The sequence below is a fragment of the Legionella maioricensis genome (genome assembly GCF_023618015.1).
Lineage (GTDB): Bacteria > Pseudomonadota > Gammaproteobacteria > Legionellales > Legionellaceae > Legionella > Legionella maioricensis.
In genome coordinates this window covers 121,926-143,524 of the sequence record NZ_JAJKBJ010000008.1, presented here as the reverse complement: position 1 = coordinate 143,524, position 21,599 = coordinate 121,926, and the positions used below count along the sequence as shown (strand labels likewise).

The window sequence follows — 21,599 nt, the reverse complement described above, 5'->3', positions numbered from 1 at the left end:
AATACCTCCCTGGATGACTTAAAAAATTTCTTTTATAACAATGGACGCCTCACGCAACTCAATAGCATCGGTGTCGTTTTTGTTAGCTGCAGCTTGGTCTTTGGGTTCCGCATAAAGTGATTCAGGAGGTACTAAATCCTTATCCGATACCTCATGCGCCAATGTTTCAAATTGATGGATTTTTTTAACGTCGTCATTTCTTTGAGGGTTATTCTGCACCATTAACGCGCGGTGATTTACTTTTTCCAATGCATCAAAATTGATGGTTCGCTCAATAAGCGGTACGCAAATTTCTTTACGCTCAATGTATTTGTTTTTCAAGCGGGTAATGGGATGGTTTCCTACCAAACGAACATAGCATTCCATGTCATCAAGAGTCATAATATCGCCCTCTTCGACCGTATTTCGCTTGGTGCGTTGCGAACCCACCGTATTACCATCACGAACAGAATCAGGACCATAAGACTGACTTTCTTTCATTTCATTAATCACTTGTGGACCTAAGTCCTCGGAAACCCACTTAGCCACTTTCGATTTTGGACTCCTAAAATAAATGGATGTATTGAGTAGATCCGCAATGGCTCCGGCCTCATGGGTTCCATAGATAAAATCTAATTGCGCAATGGATTGAATGCCAATGGCAACACACCCTCCAAATTTACGAATGTCTGCCAGAGTGTCTGAAATGGTTTCTAAACGATGCAGGCTTGCTAATTCATCCATGACAAGCCATATACGCCCTTTATTATTAGCCACCAAGGATTGCACCCCTTGCATAGCTAGTCCTAACCACAGAGAAATTAAAGGCTTTATCTCTTTATGGTATTTGGAGCGTGAGGTAATAAATAACCACCCTTTATTGTATTTTTTAGAATCGGTTGTATTTTCAATCCATTCTTTAATCGAAAAGTCTTCTTTACCCGACTTCTCAAGTCCCTCAAGAAAGCGAAGCGCCTTGGTATAGGTTGCCAACACGGATTTAATGGAAATGGCCGTTTTTTCAATTTCCTTACTCACCAGATTTTCAGATTCAGTCCCTTTGAGAATGTTCCTGATTTCCTCCAATGAGGTGGTGAGTAATAACTGCAGAAGAAACACCGGATCTTTTTCTACATAATCCCTGATTTTCCACGCCATCGAGGTAAAAATGGTTCTTGCTGAGTCAACCCAAAACGGATCGCTACCTTGAACTGATTTAGGAATTAAATACGTGGCAAAGGAACCAAACTCCAACGGATTGGCGCATTCTCGCCACATTTTCCAATTGGCACATAATTCTGAAATGGGATTGAGTTCAACATCAATGCGCTCATCAAAGAAATAAGGTTTGATGGTACATTCTTTATCATAAATGATTGCCGGCTCGCCCAGCGCCCTAATTTGCTCCAACAGCATCATCATGGCTTGCGTTTTTCCAGCCCCCGTTGTGCCATGAAACAACATCCCTTGTTTTTCAGAATACTTAGGCATAGGTAGGCGATTCAAAAGTTTAATTTCTGAAGCACCACGTTGTGATTCATTGACCGATTTGATGGTTTCTTTAGGCGAAGACGCTAAGCGCGTACCAGAAACAAATTGATCTTTGGTGTATTTTTCACCTAACTTAATAAAGAAACGGGAAAACAACTGCGTAATCAACAAATACACCGCTCCACCAAAAAATAAAGAAACTTGCGCTTTTCTCCAAAGAGCGTCCTGTGCCTGCTGCACGGATGCTTGAATAAGGGGACTTTTTTGATAAAAAAGCGCTGTAATTTTACTCCCATTCAGATTGGTCCATAACACATACTCCCCATAATGGAATTTAACCAAGAACCTTGAAATGTGGTTAAGCACCACCAGCTTCAATTCAGACGATGCATAAAACGCCATAATCAGCGAAAAAAGCACGACAAAACCTAAGACAGCCCAGTGAAAAATACGTTGACTTACCTGAATCATCATTTTTGTTTTATAGTCAAAAATCTGACCGCCACTCATAAATTGCCACATATTTTGCAAGGAGCTTTGTTTCATGATTTTAAATCCATCGGTTTGACCACTCTTCTTGAAGAAGCCAATGCACTGGGCGCACACGTAAGCGCGAGTTTTTGCTTATTCATAACGCCCTTCCTTAAACCCGCGATCATTGTCTACATAATCTTTTTTTTGTTTTGCTTGGCGATTCGCTAAATCCGCTTCAGATGCCTTAATCTCCTGTTGGGTACTGCTCTCTTGGTGTTGATAGGCCTTCGATAAATCCTCTCGATTATCCATACGCAGATCGTGCGCTTGCTGGATGGTGTTGTCTTGCACCTGGCTTAAATGTCTCTCTTGCGATTTATTTAAAACGCCTCCAGCACCATCCTGATGAGCTTGGTTGATGAGTGCTTTTTGATGAGCAGTCATCGAAGCACGTTGCGCTTCAAATTGACTTCTCACTTGATCAGATGATGAGTGGATCATACGGCTTACTTGCGCTGTTACTGCCGATTGCCCTTGGGAAGATCTCATAAACTGATCAGCCAACTGTTGTTGCGTGTCTAAGCTCGAAGCGTCTGTCCCCATCAATGCTTTTTCAGCTTGCACCCCATGATGCTGCACCGCCCAATCGTGAAACGCTTGATCCAATACTCTATCCATCCCGTCGGAGTGCTCTTTCACACGATTAGCCATGTGCTGATAATGTTCTCCCTTACTGTATTCTGCTGAGGCCATATCGGATAAAGCATGTCCTTGAGATAGGTTGGCTGCGATTTGTTCCGATTTCGACAAGTTAAACGAATCATTGGCATCCATGTGGTGCGTCTTAGCTGTAGACTCCATGTGGTTCAATGCGCTAGAGAATGATTGACCTTCACTGGAGTTAAAAAAGGCTTGAACCGAGTTAGAAGCAGACAAACCTGTTTTCAAACTCGTGCTCGCCTCCCCAGAAATACCCGTTACTGCGTGGGCGAACGATCCAAATACCCCTTTGCGTGTATCAATCCTGGCCGAAACCGCCGCATCCCACGACACTTGTCCTGATTTGTCATGATGCTGATTGTATTGGTTAACCGCGTCTTGCATTTGACGAACATCTTGATTCAACGCATTACTGAGCGTTCTATTAATACCCGTTCCTTCCCGTACCTCACTGGCATCGCTTTCATTAAATTGAGAGAGTCCACTCAAGGCTTGTTGATAATGAGAGTCTGCACTGGTTCGATGCGATTGGGCATTCTGGAACGATTGGCTTGCACTGTCTTGCAATGAGGCACTGATTCGGTCGGATGCGTGTAATCGCGTTGCCATCTGACTCATTGCAGACTGTGCATTAATCACGCGCGACCCATCCAATCCTTGCGAAAGCAAGGCACCATTATCCGTTTGAACAGTAGCCCGCCCTTCCATATGCTGATAATTGGTATCCCATTTATTCGCATGCGTGTTGTTGTAGTTCATGTTCCAACCACTGTAAGACGCCATGGAGATATTTCCTTGCGTGGCCGATTGAGCCTCTCCTGTAGATAACGATTGCGCCATTCCTCCTAGATGTTGAGACGCAGCACTTAATAAATTAGGTAAGCCTTTGGCAATAAAAAGGGAAATCACTGGAACACTAATAGCCAAGCCCCCTGCCGTATACGCAAAGCTACTTTGAATACTGGCGATGGAATCAATGGTTGAAAAAGTAACCCCACCATTTTTAGAACCAAATAAAGTCAGTGTGGTAGAGGAAGCTAAGGACACAAAAAAATGAATAATGATAAACATCGGAGGCCAAGACCATAAAAACACTTGGGTTTGCATGTAGATCATGTATACCCCATGCATGGCGGGAACCAGCGCTAACAACATCACTAAAGGAAAAATACACAGAGTCAACATCCAAAAGACGGTCATATAATAAGGAAGCCGATACCCTGCAAGCCAAAAACTGTTCGCTTCAGCCACATGCATTTTTTGCAAACTGGAACTGTTGGTGTAATTCATCAGCTCCGCATCCGCACCAGCAAAAGCAAAGGCATCAAGGGCTGATTCTCGGGTGGCATTGATTAAAATATTTTGTGTGAGTACTTGGGCTGCATCTTTGGACACGTTCATAAAATAGGAATGAGCTGCCGCCAAACCATCACTAAACTTCTCCTTGTCGCCCTTGGTCATAATATTGGATAAATGAACGAGTTGTTTTTCTATTCCCTCATTAAGTTCTGGTTTTAAACGTGCTGCAGCCTCAATACAGCTCAAATTAGACCCATCATGAAATAAGACACGATAAATGGGAGATGGATGCTCAAAATATAGCCGAATTAAATCAGAACTGTTCTTCATCTCATTGGGTGCAATTTGCTGACTCCCCAAAAGTTTGGCTGAAAAAATGCATTGCCTAATGTAGGTGGATAAATCACGAGAGAGCTCAGGCGACAAAGACAAATTAGAACTGGTGGACGCTAAGAAGGTACGTGAACCAAACAACATGCCAGTTCGGGTGTAATCTAAATCCTGCGGCATATGAAACACGTCACTAAATACTTGAGTAATCCCATACCCAATGCCACTAATAAGTGCCGCAGGAAGACCAACGCCTAAAGGAACATGATCTACGGTTAGTGCAGGTCCCGCTGAATCCGCTGTTTGCATGTCAATGATAGCTACCGGCGTTTTGATTCCTAAAATACAGAACAAAAAGACAAACGTGCACAAAACATAACGACTAATGGCTTGAATCCTTTTACCACTCACGTATTGAAACCCGACAATGCCTACCGCAAGAATACTCACTATGTCCTGAGCCGATTTGTAGGTTGACGTGCCAAGCAGCGTGACCATGGCATCCAGTACTGTTTTTAGATACTCTCCATTTTGAGGCGTATAAATGGTTAAAAGACTCATTGCGCGTCTCCATAATAGGCTGTTCTTAAAGTGGGTGTTAATGCACTTAATGCTTGTTTGACGTTGTTGCGAATTAATTCATTCGTCTGTAACGCTGCATTAAACCGCTCACGGCTCTCCGTACTAAAACGTGCTACAAACTGTTGTGCTAGTTGCAGGTTTTTGTATAACCGCTCTTCATTGTGAGCACCCAGTTCTTTTCCTGAGAGAGAGGCACGAATAATATCGAGGGAATTGGAAAGGTATTGTGCTAAAAGGTCCGTTGCCACACTTTGAGCCAACTCATAACTGCCTTGAATACCCGTGTTTTGTTGCGCATTGGCAGAAATAAGATTAAAAACGGCAGGTTGTGTTAATTCAATCAGTCCCTTTTGCTTATCGGATAACTCTTTGCCCATTTTAATGTTGTCATAAATTCCCTGCAGTAATTCCTGGACTTGAGCCACCAAAGCTTTTTTGGCACTGATTTCTTGTGTGCTTGTGGCATCAATGGATAAGCAATGCGACTGTGGCCCTGTATCAGTACAGTGGTAACTAGGTAACTTTCCTCCATACAACAAGGCCTTAATAAAATCTTGATTGGTTGCAAGTGAGGGGTAAGTCATTAACGCCCCTTTCGCGTTAAAGACAATGGTTCCTGAAATGGACATGTACACTTCGGCTAATTTAGGATCTTGTGCAATAAACTGATTAATTTGTAAGGAGTCCCAAACAATATTGGTGTTAATTAACACACGGTCTTTGTATTCAGGATTATTTTTAGCCTCAGCTAATATGGAATCGGCTTCACCACCTGTGGAACATTTCTGACGTGCCATGGCCCAATCCGTAAAGGTTCCTTTGTGGCGACCTAAATCTTCGCAAAGACGCTGTTGTGCCGCCCTATTTCGCGGCCACACCGCAGCACTTAAATTTTCACCCATTTCACAGGAATTAAAATTGGTGCCATTAATTTCATTCGCCAGTTTTTGCATAAACTGCATCGCATGTGCAATTTCAGGCAATTCTGTTTCTAAGGCCAGGTTTAATGCGTAGCCTGCTCCTCCTGATAAAATATTTTGCATGAACTTCACAATCTGATCCGACTTGATGAAGGAAAAACCGCCTGCGAAGAGATCGATACCGCCACAACCAGAACGCATCCCAGGCACATCCACATGCGCAAGGCGGATGGTACGTACTTGATTACGGGCATATACAGAACCAAGAGCCGCGAAACCCGCCGCTTGTGTTTGATAGGCATGCGATCCCGTCACATTGGCATCAAACCCCAAATTATTAAAAAAATGGGATAAATCAGATTCTGCATTCGCAAAGAGCTGACTGGTCCCTAACAACAAAAAAGCGGCAACGGTTTTTTTAAACATAGTCATCTCGCGAAGTTGTGAATCTACTCATCATGAAATTTTTCCTCCAAATGCGTCATCAGTTCATCCACGCGGTTTGCAAGTTGTGCAGGCTCTGCCTCACCAAACAACACGGCATACGCTTGATTGGTAGGACGATTCACGAGATACAGGGCTGGCACTACGGGCTTGTATTCACCAGACACATATAGGGTTTGAAACAGTTCGGGTGTTAAATTGGCTGAATCAAATCCATCCAAAGACTCTCCATCCAAACTGTAAGCCTCTACAGGGATATGAAAACTGGATGCAAAATCACGAAGTATGGGCGCAAATTGATGACAATGAGGGCATGTGGAGCGGTATATAAAAATAAAGTAATGTTGTTCCGAAAGCGCATTGATTCTTTTGTTCTTGGTACGCGCCATTTCCTGTTGCTCTTGTTTTTTATTTAAGAGCTGGGTTAATTCATTCAGTGCTACATTCGCAAACGCCTCTGTGCTGAGAAGGAATAGCACGATTAAAAAGAACCTTTTTTTCATTCATTCACTCCTTCATAACTAAACCGTTTAAACTGCGTCATCACATCAAAAATGCGCTCTCTCAACTCTTCTAAAGATAAAAACCCATAAGACACTGGCGACATCTTGTTACTCTTTAAATCCACAAAATAAAGAGCGGGCATGTACTTCGCCTCAAGTGCTACTTGTTTTTGAACCATTTCCAGAGGAATTGATTTAGGATTAGGAAGTCCATCAATGAGTTGGCCATCCGTACTGACTGAAATCATGGAAAAACCATATTCTTTAATAAAGGGAAGCAAATGCATGACCATTTTTTGTGAAATGGAGCTCGTGCCACGATAAAATAAGATAAAGCCGAAACGCGCACTGCTTTCATGAATGACTTTGTTGATTAATACTTTTTGTGCATCATTGCGTACTGCAATCGCTGAGTTATCGGTTGGAAAATTAAGCGTGCTATCCAATTCAGGATGGACTAATAAGACTTGTTGCCAATAGCGTACAAATTGCTGGTTATTTTTTGAATAATCCATCTGCGCCTTCATGTATTCATGTGTTGAATCAAATGAAGGAGAGAGCAACGCCTCGGCCAACTTATTCAGTGTGGCCTGACGTTTATCCATTAAGCGCTCATAAGGGGATTTCGCAACGGTTGCAGGTCGTGGCTGCACTATTTTTTTAATCGGTTTGGGCGCCTCTTCAACGCTATACCAATGAAATCCTTTTGCATGCTCCTGCACAATGTCTGCATGAAGCGATGCCACGAACAGTCCCCATACTATCAGCATCAACAGGCGGCTCATAATTCACCTGCCTTTTTTTGCATTCGCAGAGCTACTTCATCAATGGATTTTTTAGGATCTTGAGATTTGATCTTTAGATCGCCTGCAATCCCTGCCGCTTTATTGGGTGTCCCATGACCAAAAGGATAGATGGGCTCAACAAAATCAACCCGACCCAAATCCATCTTCTGCAGTTCCGCAACACTCATTCCTGAACAGGTTGGATGCTCTGCATCACCCAAACCATGACCATTAATTTGTATAAGGCGAGCCTCCTGGATAATTCGCGCCATTTTGCTTGGAAAGACGCAGTAAGAGCGTTTGTGTTCTAAACAAACCCCAGCCACTTTTTCACTACAAAACTCACCTAGATAATGCGCAACATAATTTAACTTAGCTTTTCCTAGCGCTTTGTCTTCCTCACGACAATGAACTAAGTCAATGTCTTTTCCCCATCCTTTATCATGACAGCAATCAATAATATCTAAGGGCCATATTTTGCATTGCACTGCCTGTCCGCCAAAAAGAGATGCATTGGACTGTTGACTTAATTCATGCCCCGCTTCCCCCACAACCGCTAAAGAAGAAACGCTTTGCCCAAAATCACTGTTTTGGGTTTGGGAATGCTCTGTACAGTCACCATCGGCACAAAATAAGTCTTTAATGCATTCGATAGGTGCTTCACACACATTTTCCTGACAGCTGTACGTTTGCTTATACAGGGCACAAGCCTGCTTATCAAAACGAGCACACTCAGAGCCTGTTTGAAAACACCCTTTGTTTTTCTGTACGATGCATTCATCAGCGGCGCTACTGGAACAGGAGTACGTCAGTTCGTTTGCCCAACAAGCGCGTGATACAGGAAGGCCATCAATTACTTTAGGTGATTGAGTATCCGTGCATTGTTCTTTTTTTACTCGACACAGCGAGCCCTTATTTTCAAAGCTCGTGCAATTACTGTCCCAATACTCTTGGCTAATATAGGGTTTGGAGTGTGCTGTGACCGTCAAAGCAACTTGAATGGGATAGATTCGGCCCCATCCTTTATTAATATAAAAGGTCAACAACCCATTATTAGCGCACGTTGGGGTGCCAATCACCTGAACCCAATAAGCATTCGCACCATTATTTCGTATCGAATGAATAGTGGCACTCATTCCATCACAAGGATGCTTCATCCGAATGGGATAAGGAACCGAGCCCGCCACGGCATTAGTGATTGCTCCAGTCACCAAATTCACACTAATCACTCCGGTCCATTTTTTAGCGACCGAAAACGAAAAATCAGCGCGTTGCACCACTTTTTCAGAATCCACCAGCACCTTAAGGTGCTTGGTGCACGTTTGATCGGGTAATAAACGAGAGCTAAAGCATTGTTCTTCATGCGTCTTCATCGTGCAGACAGGCTTTTGATTTGAGCATTGAACGCGATCATTGGAAAGACCGTGCGTAATCGCATAACTTTCATCCTGAATCAATTGGGATTGAGCCAATACGGAATTGGCAAGATTGAGTTCAAATTGGTTTGTTCCAAAATGATCAATGACTGTTTGGGCACCAGGATCATTTTTAATCGCCGCTTGAGCTTGACTGGATAAATCCGTTTGTTCCTTTTGAACCCCTTGATAATACCCTTCTTGTTCAGGGTGCTCTGTGTACTGTTCAAAAAGAGCATGGGGATCAAACCCGTGCATGGCATCTTTAGGTTGGGCGTTTAACGATTTGGCGTAATTATTAAAGGTTTTAAAATCCGTTCCTGTTTGATTCGCAAAACATCCCATAGAGAGTAATGTCATAAACACAACCCACTTAGACATGAGCGTTCTCCAAAAGCGCCTGCGCCACCTCGTTTGCACTGTCACCTTTCTGTGCAATGAGTTGTAAACTGTTTTTTATAGATGCATTGCCATACACCACATCATAAGTCTGTTCGGGACAAAGTAATTGCTGTCCACAGGAGCTCGGCCTTTTGCTCACAACAAGTGCAGGCACCGCAGTGATATGAAACTGTTCAAACCATAGAGGATCAATCGATACCCCATTAAACGCCCATTTGGACTCCTTGGCCTTAGCATGAAGCTTGGAAAACGCTGTTATGGTTTTTTTAAAATCCCCCTCAATCAGACCATTAATCACAACTGGAATTTTATAAGAAGCCGCCTCATTGCTCAGTGAAAACAACAAGGGCTCTGGCATGGAAAAAGAAACAAATAATACGGCTCCATCAACCGTTTGGCCTTTTTGAGCAACGGGCACTTCTTGACGTGAACGTTCAATAATCTGATCAATCAAGGTCTTATTTTGGGCACTTGATTGATTGGATGTCGCATTCCAATGAGCCAACGTGACCTGGCTTACTGAATCCTGCGCAGCCTTCCCCATTGTCGATGCCGCATTAATAAAATCATTCACATTGGCATGGCTTGCCGTGACTAAAAACAGGCTACTTAAAAAAATTCCAAATGCATTCATGATTCATCCCCATCATTTAAAGAAAACAACAGTTTCTTTTCTTCCAAATCAAAAACCCAAAATTGTCTCCATCACCTGGATAGGTGTGCCCTGCTTCCCACCCAATCACCGATTGCCCAAACGGATGGCATTGACGCGCTTCAGGCAAAGTATTCACCAACTGATAACGATAACGGTCTTTGGGCATAATGCTCGATGCATAGGTATGACATACAGCAGGCCAATCTTGGCCTATTGAATCGCGAATCGCAGGTGTCGGTGGTCGATGCAATTTAAAGTCAACGCGTTCTGCAAGTAAGGCTGCGGTACTTATAGGACTTGCTTGATGCGCAACAAACCCCGTTAATGGATACGTAGAGCCTTGGGCACCTTGACACCAAAAAAGACTGTTCACGGCAGTGCCTGCAAGTGCTTTGGTCGCATCAAAGGCACAAGAAGCTCTTGCAGGCGGGGAGGTAAATAAAACGGCTTCAGGATTTAGAACAAAGGCCAGTTCTGAATCATTCCAAGTGGGGTCTAACTCCGACGGATATAAGATGTCAAAATCTTCAGTTTCCATACACCCTAAGGACGTTAACACTTGCAACCAATAGACCAGAGGGTATTTGTACCAATGAACGTAATAAAACGCACCGCGTCCATCCGTCTCCGGCATTTGTGAGCCCCCGAACCCTTTTTTAGTGACATTCAGTTGCACTCCTAAATTGACCATGCACCATGGTTTAGGAGTTACATCAACCAAGGCCGCTGGTTCCCAATAACCAATAGTGACGCCTAAGCGTTCTCCAATGGGTGTAGGGCATAAACACAAAGGATTACCTGGATTTTTTGTATCAGGATAACTGCTTTTAACCACCTCACTACTGCCAATGGTGAGTGGAAACAAACAATTCCAGCAGACATCGGTAATTGGATTGACGAAGTGCCCTTTACACTGCGAGGCATAGATGCCGCTAAGCGGGCTCAGTAAAAAAAGCAGTGCTATTAGGGAAATGAATCGACGCATCATAGTAATCCACCAATAATTTGCAGACGATTGCGTCTTCTCATTGCAAAGCTTAAGAAAAAAACAACACCCAAAATAATTAATGAATGATTCAATGCTCTTAGCGATTCGGCATGCTGGATTAAGAGTGCTGGGAGCAAAATCCAGGTCATATGGACTAAAATTTCTATATAAAAAGTAACCTTATTCCAATCAAAGATTCGGTATTGATGGTTTGCTGTTCCCTCACAAAATGAAAGGCAGGAAGACAGGGATAAATAAATTCCAATCACAACACCCGCTACAGCTAAGTAAGCAGGCCATGAGTTTACGTTTAATTCATGAAGTAACTCATGAGGATGTTGAGAAAAAATGAAGGTGAGAATTAATCCAATAAACAGATGATAAATCCCATACACGCTAAGCGAACCAATGCCTTTGGTTATTTTAATCACTGTTTTTTTATTCATAGTACCTACTCCTATTTGTGTAGCTCGTGTTGCCCAATTTCTTGAATACGCCAAACCAATCCCTTCTGGCTGACTATTGAAGGCACATGCTTTAAGTGAAAATAACGACTCAAGCGCCCTTCCAAATCAAAATAAATCGAACCCAAAGCTTCAGAGGCTTCCTTAACATCCCCTCCGGTTAAAATAAATTTCACCTGATCAAAATGCTTATAATGCGCTTTGGCCCAGGCAAGTTGCTTCGGATCATCAGCATCGAAGAAAAACAGCGTTTTAGAAAAGGACACGCGTTCAAAAGGATTAAGGTGTGCCCCTTTCTTCGCAATCATCGCCCCATCATGGGTATAAAGCGTATGATTCACGACGATACTTGGATCTAATTCATGCGTTTTAGGAGTGTTCGTCGTAGGTAAATGAAGAGGTTTTGGTCTTCTCACGTGCTCCTCTACTCGCGCCACCATGTGTTGCTGATGCTGTTTCAGGGCGCCTGTTTGCTCTAAGCGATGCAGCTTCGCCATGATGACCTGGCGGATGTCCTGCTCAATAACAGGAAAAAGCTGGCCGTAATTGCCTAAGTTTTTGGCATATGCCGGAGCTCCGTTCATTAAGAGTGCTGCAATCAAACCCGCTACTTTCTTCATAATGCACCCAACTGTTCCAAGGTTGCTGCAATCACCTCATCCGTCACATCGAAGGGTCCACTGGAGATCACTGTTGCGGTGATTAAGGTCACATGATGAGAAGCCCCATACTGAGACAAGGTCTGAGGCAACAACGACGAATACTGCTTTAACACCCTCTTTTGTTCTTGTTCTGATAAGTTACTTTGGCTCAATAAAACTGCCGGCTGATTCAGTAAGCGCTGCATATCCACTACAGCAATCGGTGTGGTCTTGTGCATGCTCCATAACACCATGCCAGACAAAACCAAACCCGCTAGAATTAAGAGTTGGGCTTTATAATTACGCAGCATCGGCAAGACCTCCCTCTACCAACACACTTTTGGATAAACCATAATGTTTGTTGGCTACCAACATGGCTGCATGAATATACGAGCGCCCTTGTGCGATATAATCCATTACTGCCTGATAATCGCGACCATCGGAAGACAATAGGACCCGTGTAAACGGATCAACAAAAAGTCGATTAAACGAAGAAATACCGTCTGCACGAATCAGAACTTGTGAAAATCCAGCCTCCTTCGCTTTAGGAAATGAAGAAAGTAATTTAAATTCAAAATCAGAAAACGTGTTATGTTCTTGTTGGTGTTTGGCCAGCGAATCTGCATCTTGAAGAAAAATGAGTTTGATTGCAGAATTTTCCCAAGCAGCACGTGCTTCAGGAAAGGCGTAATAATCATCGATACCTTGCGTAATCGTCACAAAAGAAGCATTATGCCGCCGTCCTGTACGAAAACCTCGGTTAATGAAATTAACTGCAATTTGATCACCAGAGAATAAGGACCAGGCTTCATCAATGATGCACATTTTTTGACGGCTGCGATCAGAATTAAACATACGGCCTTGAAACTGAGACAAAATAGACAGTAATACAGGCGCACGAATGTGTTCATCGTCCTCAATTTCTTTTAAATCCACGACAATAATGCGTGCATCAGGCGCTAATTTAGATGGCGCATTAAAGACCGTCCCATGCTCTGAATGAGTACAATAAGGATCAAGATTTTTCGCCAGAATTTTTCCTGTAGGGTATTTTTCTCGGTCGTTCTGATGCAATTCCAGAAGCTTAGACTGCACATGATCAATTAAAGTGGTTTGTTGATGCTCAAAAAACGCCTGCAGTATTGCCTCTCGTAACGTTCCTCGGGAATCATCACTGGCCCCATCCTTAGAGCACGCTAATAATTGAAATAAAGAAAGAATATGCTGTATTTCTTTGCCAATGTTGGTGACATGGGTAAAGGGGTTCATTGCCAAATTGGAGTATTCCAGATAAACACCACCTAAGGCATGGCATAACTTCTTATAACTTCCCCCTACATCGACAATAAAGAGATCCCCTCCGTTAAACAGCACGTTGAGCATTAGCATTTGAATGAAAAAACTTTTACCTCCACCGGACGTGCCGGTCACAGAAATGTTGTAATTCGTGCCCAACTTACCCGAGAACGGATCGATACAGGAAAATTGGTTGCGTAGTGTCGGCAATAAAATGCCCCGCCCAGTCCCCGCCCAATCCGAAAGAATGGGCATGTATTGAGTCGCATTCCATGAGGAAATAGGCCACATCATCGTGGGTAGCTGAAATCCCTTTTGGAGATGATTCGTAAATAAAAAAGGGAGGGTTGCCAAAAAATAGGGGGATTGCATCCTACGGCTTAAAGCAAGCTTAATACCATTGTAGGCAAAGCATGTACGCGCCGCTTCTATATCGCGGGCATATTCGGAGCGTCTGGAAAATAGCACGACGTTATACAGCATCTTACAAGAGCGGGTCTTTCCGGAAGCCAAATCATCACGAAAATGACGCCATTCACGCGCTTTTTTTTCGGTACCTGCAACATGCAGCGCATAATCGCCCTTCGCTTTTTTATCCAAATCACTGGTCTTGCGATTCGCACGCCCCTGCGCTTTGTTTTGCTCGTCAACCAGGTAGGTAACAGAAATAATGTGATTACAGGGAATGCTTTGCTCTGGGTGAAAAATATTGGCGCTGTTATTAATATTGTCCCAAAGATGGTATTCACCTGGCAAGCCATCAATGGTCATCACGGAAGCCACGGTTTCAAAAGCCACTCCTTGATTATTAACCCCACTAAAAAGCAGGCCTTCTTTGGCTACCTCTATATCAAAATCACGGCCAACCACCTGATGTTTAATTAATTGTGTCGGATCATAAGAAGAGGATTTTGGGTAAATATTATCGGGTTCATGAGCCAGATAAAAATGAAGTAAGCGTAATAACTCTTCAGCATTACAGGTTCTAAAACCAATTTTGGCTGATATGAGCGAGGCTTCAAAAGCAATACGAAATTGAGCAAAGTGGGCTTTAACGTCTTCCTCGTTTTTTCCATTGATTTTATCAACTACGACATAACATTCGGTTTGTGTAATCCTAGGATTGACATTGGTATTGGTTTTAAATCCATGAACTGCGGCCTCACCATAAAACGAACGAAGGCTTTTACCCATCACACTTAACTGCTCAAAATCGTGAGTCATGAACTGATTTGAAAAAGCATCCAGCTCAGGTCCCACTTGATTGTGTTTGACTAAGATGAGCTGTAAGCTAAATTCATCAGAAACCTTCGTTCTTAAAATCGAATCCAACTGCTCTGCAATTTTTTCATTCGCGCCGGTTAACGGTGTGATGCGATACAATAAGCCTGAGTTCCAGCGATTAATAAATAAGTGCGATTCCTCATCATAATAATGATAAGGAAGTTCCTTACAAAAAAGAGGGTATTGGTGATCGCCAACATTTAAGGCATTTTGGGAAGACGACTCCTCCTCCCCTTCAACCAAATAGTCATCGATTGAATCCCTAAAACCCTGGACGTATTTTTTTAGTGTTGCGAACATAGGTAATCCTAAAAAAGTTCCGTTTCATTTATTTTGAGTAGGTGCTGCAGCCTACACATTGCTCTTGTTGCACGTATTGCCCATCCGGTGTAAATCGCCGTGCATCCACCATACGATTCACCTGCTCCATGCTTTGGCACCCACCACGCTCGACAAAAGGACAGCGAACATCTTGATGATCAAAAATGGATCGTGAACACCCCGTAAGCGTCACTGCCGAACAACAACAGAGCAAAACAAGCCATGCTTTAACCATGTACGTCTCCTGTAGGATTAACGGTTGAAAAGAGGGGTTGATTGGGCATCCCATTCTGATTTAAAAATTGCTGTGCCGTTTGCGTATCGGATTGAAACGGGGATTGCGGCGTTGAAGGCTCTCCACTCCTACTCTCCCCTGCTTCACCACCTGCTCGGCTAATGGTTGTTGTAATCGCAGCTTCATTTTGAGCCGATTGATTATCAATGGATTTACCCGATTCAAAGGATTGGTGCGCCCTATCAATCCAAAAACCTTTAGTAAACATGATGGACACACGTCTTCCTGCACGCGCCACCACCAGAGGGTGATAAATATCGGCGATTTTCATAATGTAATCGGAGATTTTATTGGCCGGATTACTTACCGCTCCTCCTGCTGCTGATTGCATGAGGGTGGAGGCCTGACCATAAGTCGTAATGGTGCCCGCACCTGGATTAATGGTCTGAGCCGTATTGAGGTTTTTAAGCCCATCCCCAAAGCCTGCTAAAATCCCTGCAGCCGCACTGTATTCTAAAAGAGGTTTGGTTTTTAAAATGGACGTACCGCGTAAGTCTTGCATCGCATCCAAGTCATACACTGCCCCATACACCTTTTGCTCAAAACTTAAATTAGGTTTCGCACACGAGAGGGTTTCAAGGTGCATCACTACCGCATCATCAGACAAATCACCATACGTAGAGACAATAGCCAGACAGCCATTAAGGCGTGAATGACGGTTGTTGGGCATAATTCCATTAGAATCCAAGCGAATCAGTGCCGTTCCCATATTTTTAGCACCATTAATCCCAGCATCCCCTTTTGCCCCGCTGAGTAAAAATCCTTCAGCATGGGTTCCTGCCCATACGTAATTATCTGGTGTACGCTCTTCTTTTTGCTGACGGCGGTAATTAAAATGAACCGTTTCAAGGCCTGCTTTGCCATAATAAGCTTTTTCATCCAAAATCCGTTGTTTATGACGGGCCTCTATTTCTTCACGCGTAGGCGGTCTTGCGACCACCGCCGCTAAACTGGTTTGTGAATTTTTAAGAAGCGCCACCTGTAGTTTTCCGTTGATTTCTTTATTTTCAAGCGCAAGCTGCTCTAATTGTTTTTGCATGGCGCTTAATAAAGCTTGGTTTTCGGAAACCAGATCGTCTGATTTATTAGGTGTGCTCTTTTTATTTTTTTCTACCAAGGCTTTGAGTGCATCAATTTGGCGTTGTTGTTTTTCAAGTACGGCCTCATCACTTAATTTACTAAAGGCGCTGTCTAATACCCCATCAAACACAGGCTTTTTATTTGCAGGAAGCCTAGATTGTGGCTTTGACGAATAAAAATAGAATCCATAACACAGTCCACCAAGCAGTAGAAAAACCAAGCCATTACGAAGCTGCTCCATTTTGGCACTTTGATTAAGATTGGCTTTTTTACTTTTATTCATTAACTTTTTAAACGGTTTCATCATGACACGCTTCCTTATTACCCGATGTTGGATTGTTCACGGTAAATGCCATAAAAATAGGCGGTTTGACTGGGTTGCAACATTTTTTCGGACAACTCCATCGTTATCAGTTTGGAGTGTTCGAATAATGTTGGCGTTAATTCCATGGGTTTACTGGATTGATTTTCGATGCGATATACATAGCCCGAAGACTCTTTGCCTCGGTATTGTTTCACCAGGGTTACTTTTAACTGTTTATTTAGACGGAAAGTTGCGGGTTTAATCCCCACTTCTTGAAAACCAGAAGGTGTGGTTCCCTCCATAAGCGCTGTCATTAAATCACTTTGTTGGTATTGGCTCTGCTCTTGCACCTTAGCATAATCAAACCCTTTTAATTTTTTAGATACCAATTTAATGGTCTTACCTAAATCCTCAGTGGGAGATACAGTGGCTGAGAAATGATGATTCAGATTTGTTGTGAAATAGACGGTTAACGGAATATGCGCTAAGGGCTTTAAAACCACAGCACCATCTAAATCATTCTCAGATTCTTTGCTTTGCTCTACAATAAAGGAGTGCTCAGGGAAGCTGACTTTAACTATTCGTTCACCTTCTACATCAATGCGATTAAAGTTAAGCGAAGACAAAGACAGCGTAAATCGCTCTCCTTCTTCAAATTTAAGCGTGGCTGCCGTATTGCCTGCATGCAGTGAGGTAGCAAACACGCTACTTAACACGAGGATTTGAAGTGCGTTCATTGACGGATCTCCTTAATAGTCTTAGGCCACATCATCCCGTTAAAGTGCGCAAACTGGACTAAATACACTTTCTTTTGTGGTTTCACTTCAAGACCATGACTGGTTCGATTTAACGTTCCATCTACCTTGGCTTGCAGAGTGGATTCATCAATGTGAATGTTCTTTTCATAAAACACGGAACTAATATTTTTTTCTTTCACCACTAAAGACTCTGAGTCCAGAATGGTTTTGAATGCCTCTTGATGAGACGCAGGAATTAAATGGACTAATGAAGCAAATCGAGCTGCTACCGTGTCTGGATTGTAGGTTAATCGTAATTGAAGGACCTTTTTAGTCATGTCTTTAATATAAGAAGGTGAAAAGGAGGAGTTACTCAAGAAGTAACCATCCTCAGTACAGATGGGCAACCAATGAGTTTCTTTGTTATTAACAACATGAACACAAAGCCCACCCAAAATGAACACCGCAATGGTGGATGTGACTGCCCAAGCCAATGTCAGATGAAGCAATACTTTATTTTTTGAAAGCACATTGTCACGAAATACACGATTCATAAACTCACCCCACGTAGATTCGATGCGCGGAATTAGGGAATGACCTAAAAATAAGCGTCGTCATGGCATGCGGTAAGGACCAATAAATAATGCCTAATAAAACCCGTAAAGGCAGCCCACCAAACTGAACATGCATGATTAAACTTAAAACGGCCCCAATCACAAAAAGCTGCGGTGCATAACCAATTAGTAATCCAATACCCGTGAGCAAATACACGGGTAATCCAGTGGTCAAAGGAATCCCTGCTATGCGTGGTTCCTCTGACAACATAAATGTGGAATAGTTATGCGACATAACTTAAACCCCAATGCGTGAAGATCATGAGTAAAGGCAATCCCACAAACACCCAAGGACTTTTGGTTTTCATCCAGGTAACGCCCGCCACCAGCGTTTCTCCTGCATACAAATACCCAGGCAAATCCGAATTCTTACCGAAGGTTGCACTGACGTCGCTTTTGACCCCACTCAAATAATTTTGACCTTCTGCATGACCTATATTGGTAAGGCATAAAACAATAAGCCAACTTAATACCAGCAAGGGCAGAGACCACCTCATAAATTCATAGAGCTTGATACTGCTCTTTCTGATTACTGCACTTACATTCATAATGCTCTCCTTTAGTTTGATGAACGCTGATTGAGTGAATCTAATTCGTGAATTAAATGATTGATTTTTTGTGTAAAAGGTCGTGTCATTGATGAGAAATAAGGACAATCGTTATAATTAGATGCAACGCGTGCTAATGTTCTATTCGCAAAATCGAGATTATCCCGTGCAAGTTCCATGCGTTCGCCTCGAATTAAGGAGGCAGACTGCTCCACCATGCTTCCTGAATAACCTACATCGATTGTGCAATACTCTTTGAGGTTGGCTTTTGCCAATTGGCTCAAACTAGCTCCCAAAAATTGGCACTCTGAAGCCAACTCCTCTTTATCCAGAGAGGCCGAAAACACGGCTCCCGATAAAAGCAAGGTGCTTAGGAATACTGATGATTTTTTAAGCTTCATTTGTTTCATTTTTAATAAATCTCCTTTTTTTGGGTAAAGAAATCCCCTGAGACTAAATTAATGCTCATTTTTTATTCTTTCCTACTTAATGAATAATATTTTTTTGTAGCTTTAAAAGGATTGCTTATCCATCCATAGCAACTCCTTTATTGGGCGTATTCTTGCGTAATAATTGATTGTTTTTTTGCATTTCCATTAGAAGGCGTGACAGAATTTGGTTTGTAGAATTAATCTCATTGAATAGCATTACAAACTCCGCTGTTTTTGCTATATCAGGAAGCTCTGTGTTCATTGAAAGCAAAAGAGCATAAAGACCGCCACCTTTAAGAATCTTGTTAAAAGTGTCGACTCCTCTCTGAGCAGTCATTTTATTATAAGTTAAGGAGAAGAGATGAGTCTTCCGATTGTTTTCCAGCGTTGATTCAGTCTCAGCAAAAGCAGCCCCATTCATGACTATTAGCACTGTGGATAGCATGAGTGTTTTTATTATATTCATTAGTGATCCCTTTTATATCCTGGTTATAAACCAAACCAACAACTTTAATTCGATGCTTTTTCGATTCTGTGTATAAGTATTAGCATGCTGTGTTCCTTTTATTAGTTAATGAATTGAATGCTCTTTTTTTTGTGAATCAATCTCGAATCGAAGCGCTTCACATGCCAATCGTGCCTCCATCGCAATGTGCCATAAATCGCATTCATGAATTTCCTGGTAGGCCAGAGCCAAAGACTCAGAGCAGGCGTTTAAAAGACAGTACAGCTCTTCCTTTGTAAACAGTTTTAAACATGGAATTTGTTTCATCATGCAACCCCCAATAACTGGCGTATTTTTGCAAGATGTGTTGTTGCAATGTCTTTTGATTGGGGCTTTGCGAGCAACACCTGCTCTTTAATTTCCGGGATCTGGTGACCTTGTCTCATTAAATGACATACCTGTTCATATGCCTCCTTAAATACCGAAAAAGAATGACCTTCATTATCAATTTCCAAAAATTTAACCCCTAATCGTTTAGCAGTAAATTTAACAATTGCGTGACTCCAGTTTGGGTTCGCTGAATAGGCGCTGTTTAAAACCTCTCTATGCGCCTGAGCAGCAGAAGGCAGGCGCAAATCACTGTAGAAACCAAGGCACAAAGCACGAAACTGAAGGCAGTTGGGTGGAAATTCACAAAACTTATCACTTTTACTCATGGTCATTAATCGCTCCACACCACTGTCTAATGCTTTTGGAGTTAAATCTTTAAGTGCAGCGAACCAAACACCCGTATCCTTTTCCCCATGCTTACTAATAAAAAGCTGTCCGTAGATTGCAGTCAGTCTCATCCAGAGCCTGGACAAGTGTTCCTTCGATAAATGCACCGGAGTTGAGTTCATCGCCGGAGTTGCCCCAGAGTGATTCGATTGAAATGCCATGCTGCTCGCTGACTCTCTGGAGTGGTGTTTGGTGAAGAGTGCTTTGATTGGTACCACGCTCATTGTAATGACTCCTTAATTGTCCTTGTGCCTTTTGTTGTTTGTTTTGAGTATATTGGGCATCCCTTTCCAGCCAGTTAATGAATACTGGATTAAAATCCGCCCATTGAGTGTTTTGCTTCTTGTTGTGTTTGATGAAAGCCTGAATTTCGTGAAAATCGGTGACTTTAGTTAGCCCCATGGAAAATGCTATTTCGATGGTTTTTGCGTTTGGGTAAAAGTTGTCATCAATTTGTTTTTTTCTGCGACAAAAATCATTATTCGCAATGTCAGTTTGTTTGTTTGAGTTAGTTATATTAAATATATTAATATTCTTTGCAGAGTTCTTTAGTGTGTTAGCTTCTCTGTTAACTTCTACGTTAGATTTTGCCTCTAAATCTCCTTCTCTATCAGAATCTATAAGGGATTTAGGTGAATTAAGATCTGTGTTAAATTCTTTCCTTCTAATCAATTGATCATAGATCTTAGGAACCTCTGGGAATATAAATTTTAAATTTTGCCCTTCAGTTATAACTTGAAAGTATTCACCACACTCATGTTCTATAGACTTTATGAAATTTCTGATGGTTTGCTTAGATGGAACACCACTGTTGATTCGACCTGGAGCGGTTTTAATCTCTAAGGATCTTGATAGATCACGATAACTAATGTCAGATACAATTCCTGTAAAAGGATTTGCAAGATTTAATAGCTCATAAATAATTAATCTAGGACCATAGGGCAATAATTGAAACTTTTTTTCTATTTGTTTCCTAGCATTAATGTATAACTCAACATCAAACTTCATCAACAAATCCTTTTATTTATCTAATTTATTTAGATAAGACTATCACTCAATGGTAAAAATTACAATAATTTTTTTACCAATAAGGTAAATTTATAATGATTTGTTACACCTTATATGCTATGACGCATTGTATTTTGATGTTTTTTATACTATTTTTTTGGTAAATTCTTACGAAGATTTATTAACCATTTTGGTATATCATAGAATAAACATGCACCTGACTGAATTATTTAAATATGAGCAATCCTGTAATAGACAATGTTTCATCCCCCGAGTCTCGGGGCAAGAGAATAAGATTCATACGCGAGCATCTCCTGTCTTTTACACGAGAAGATTTTTGTCGCGATTCTAATTTTACTGCTCAATC

General features: G+C 42.1%; 23 protein-coding genes. All 23 read right to left on the bottom strand.

From position 1 onward, the window contains the following. Nucleotides 1-18 precede the first annotated feature (18 nt). Entirely contained in the window at nucleotides 19-2,016 is a 1,998-nt protein-coding gene (gene traD, locus LOX96_RS08765; protein WP_058478552.1) for a type IV conjugative transfer system coupling protein TraD, read from the bottom strand. 78 nt (nucleotides 2,017-2,094) lie between these two features. Then, on the bottom strand, nucleotides 2,095-4,854 hold the full coding sequence (locus tag LOX96_RS08760; protein WP_058478551.1) for a conjugal transfer protein TraG N-terminal domain-containing protein: 2,760 nt from the start codon (nucleotides 4,852-4,854) through the stop codon (nucleotides 2,095-2,097). Next, the gene (locus LOX96_RS08755; RefSeq protein ID WP_238585458.1) at nucleotides 4,851-6,221 is read right to left on the bottom strand and encodes a conjugal transfer protein TraH; all 1,371 of its coding nucleotides are present in this window, start codon (nucleotides 6,219-6,221) and stop codon (nucleotides 4,851-4,853) included. The genes LOX96_RS08760 and LOX96_RS08755 overlap by 4 nt, the downstream gene beginning before the upstream one ends. Nucleotides 6,222-6,244: 23 nt before the next feature. After that, the gene (gene trbB / locus LOX96_RS08750) at nucleotides 6,245-6,742 is read right to left on the bottom strand and encodes a type-F conjugative transfer system pilin assembly thiol-disulfide isomerase TrbB (protein ID WP_058478549.1); all 498 of its coding nucleotides are present in this window, start codon (nucleotides 6,740-6,742) and stop codon (nucleotides 6,245-6,247) included. Continuing rightward, entirely contained in the window at nucleotides 6,739-7,527 is a 789-nt protein-coding gene (traF, locus tag LOX96_RS08745) for a type-F conjugative transfer system pilin assembly protein TraF (RefSeq protein WP_058478548.1), read from the bottom strand. Before traF ends, trbB begins: the two co-directional genes overlap by 4 nt. Beyond that, nucleotides 7,524-9,323, bottom strand: a complete 1,800-nt coding sequence (traN, locus tag LOX96_RS08740; RefSeq protein ID WP_058478547.1) for a type-F conjugative transfer system mating-pair stabilization protein TraN — start codon at nucleotides 9,321-9,323, stop codon at nucleotides 7,524-7,526. The genes traF and traN overlap by 4 nt, the downstream gene beginning before the upstream one ends. Then, on the bottom strand, nucleotides 9,316-9,978 hold the full coding sequence (trbC, locus tag LOX96_RS08735) for a type-F conjugative transfer system pilin assembly protein TrbC (protein ID WP_058478546.1): 663 nt from the start codon (nucleotides 9,976-9,978) through the stop codon (nucleotides 9,316-9,318). Before trbC ends, traN begins: the two co-directional genes overlap by 8 nt. Nucleotides 9,979-9,994: 16 nt before the next feature. Next, nucleotides 9,995-10,984, bottom strand: coding sequence for a conjugal transfer pilus assembly protein TraU (gene traU, locus LOX96_RS08730; protein ID WP_058478646.1), 990 nt, complete (start codon nucleotides 10,982-10,984; stop codon nucleotides 9,995-9,997). Next, complete coding sequence (locus LOX96_RS08725; protein ID WP_058478545.1) at nucleotides 10,984-11,433, bottom strand: hypothetical protein; 450 nt, start codon at nucleotides 11,431-11,433, stop codon at nucleotides 10,984-10,986. The genes traU and LOX96_RS08725 overlap by 1 nt, the downstream gene beginning before the upstream one ends. Nucleotides 11,434-11,444: 11 nt before the next feature. Further along, nucleotides 11,445-12,071 (bottom strand): type-F conjugative transfer system protein TraW, encoded by a 627-nt coding sequence (gene traW, locus LOX96_RS08720; protein ID WP_058478544.1) that lies wholly within the window; start codon nucleotides 12,069-12,071, stop codon nucleotides 11,445-11,447. Beyond that, complete coding sequence (gene trbI, locus LOX96_RS08715) at nucleotides 12,068-12,403, bottom strand: type-F conjugative transfer system protein TrbI (RefSeq protein WP_058478543.1); 336 nt, start codon at nucleotides 12,401-12,403, stop codon at nucleotides 12,068-12,070. The genes traW and trbI overlap by 4 nt, the downstream gene beginning before the upstream one ends. Further along, nucleotides 12,393-14,972 (bottom strand): type IV secretion system protein TraC, encoded by a 2,580-nt coding sequence (gene traC, locus LOX96_RS08710; protein ID WP_058478542.1) that lies wholly within the window; start codon nucleotides 14,970-14,972, stop codon nucleotides 12,393-12,395. The genes trbI and traC overlap by 11 nt, the downstream gene beginning before the upstream one ends. A 28-nt stretch (nucleotides 14,973-15,000) precedes the next feature. Further along, nucleotides 15,001-15,228, bottom strand: coding sequence for a hypothetical protein (locus tag LOX96_RS08705; RefSeq protein ID WP_058478541.1), 228 nt, complete (start codon nucleotides 15,226-15,228; stop codon nucleotides 15,001-15,003). Continuing rightward, entirely contained in the window at nucleotides 15,221-16,675 is a 1,455-nt protein-coding gene (locus tag LOX96_RS08700; protein WP_058478540.1) for a TraB/TrbI/VirB10 family type IV secretion system protein, read from the bottom strand. The genes LOX96_RS08705 and LOX96_RS08700 overlap by 8 nt, the downstream gene beginning before the upstream one ends. A gap of 14 nt (nucleotides 16,676-16,689) precedes the next feature. Beyond that, nucleotides 16,690-17,409: a type-F conjugative transfer system secretin TraK gene (traK, locus tag LOX96_RS08695; RefSeq protein ID WP_058478539.1), complete on the bottom strand. Its 720-nt coding sequence runs from the start codon at nucleotides 17,407-17,409 to the stop codon at nucleotides 16,690-16,692. After that, entirely contained in the window at nucleotides 17,406-17,963 is a 558-nt protein-coding gene (locus tag LOX96_RS08690; protein WP_058478538.1) for a TraE/TraK family type IV conjugative transfer system protein, read from the bottom strand. Before LOX96_RS08690 ends, traK begins: the two co-directional genes overlap by 4 nt. A gap of 4 nt (nucleotides 17,964-17,967) precedes the next feature. After that, the gene (gene traL / locus LOX96_RS08685; RefSeq protein WP_058460907.1) at nucleotides 17,968-18,258 is read right to left on the bottom strand and encodes a type IV conjugative transfer system protein TraL; all 291 of its coding nucleotides are present in this window, start codon (nucleotides 18,256-18,258) and stop codon (nucleotides 17,968-17,970) included. Then, nucleotides 18,248-18,571: a type IV conjugative transfer system pilin TraA gene (locus tag LOX96_RS08680; RefSeq protein WP_010655325.1), complete on the bottom strand. Its 324-nt coding sequence runs from the start codon at nucleotides 18,569-18,571 to the stop codon at nucleotides 18,248-18,250. Before LOX96_RS08680 ends, traL begins: the two co-directional genes overlap by 11 nt. A gap of 11 nt (nucleotides 18,572-18,582) precedes the next feature. Then, on the bottom strand, nucleotides 18,583-18,981 hold the full coding sequence (locus tag LOX96_RS08675; RefSeq protein WP_058478537.1) for a hypothetical protein: 399 nt from the start codon (nucleotides 18,979-18,981) through the stop codon (nucleotides 18,583-18,585). Nucleotides 18,982-19,096: 115 nt separating this feature from the next. After that, on the bottom strand, nucleotides 19,097-19,468 hold the full coding sequence (locus tag LOX96_RS08670) for a hypothetical protein (protein WP_058478536.1): 372 nt from the start codon (nucleotides 19,466-19,468) through the stop codon (nucleotides 19,097-19,099). A 105-nt stretch (nucleotides 19,469-19,573) separates the two neighbouring features. Next, nucleotides 19,574-19,777 (bottom strand): hypothetical protein, encoded by a 204-nt coding sequence (locus LOX96_RS08665; protein WP_231296978.1) that lies wholly within the window; start codon nucleotides 19,775-19,777, stop codon nucleotides 19,574-19,576. Beyond that, nucleotides 19,774-20,295, bottom strand: a complete 522-nt coding sequence (locus LOX96_RS08660; protein ID WP_058478535.1) for a hypothetical protein — start codon at nucleotides 20,293-20,295, stop codon at nucleotides 19,774-19,776. The genes LOX96_RS08665 and LOX96_RS08660 overlap by 4 nt, the downstream gene beginning before the upstream one ends. Next, nucleotides 20,258-21,232: a hypothetical protein gene (locus tag LOX96_RS08655; protein WP_058478534.1), complete on the bottom strand. Its 975-nt coding sequence runs from the start codon at nucleotides 21,230-21,232 to the stop codon at nucleotides 20,258-20,260. The genes LOX96_RS08660 and LOX96_RS08655 overlap by 38 nt, the downstream gene beginning before the upstream one ends. Nucleotides 21,233-21,599: the final 367 nt, after the last annotated feature.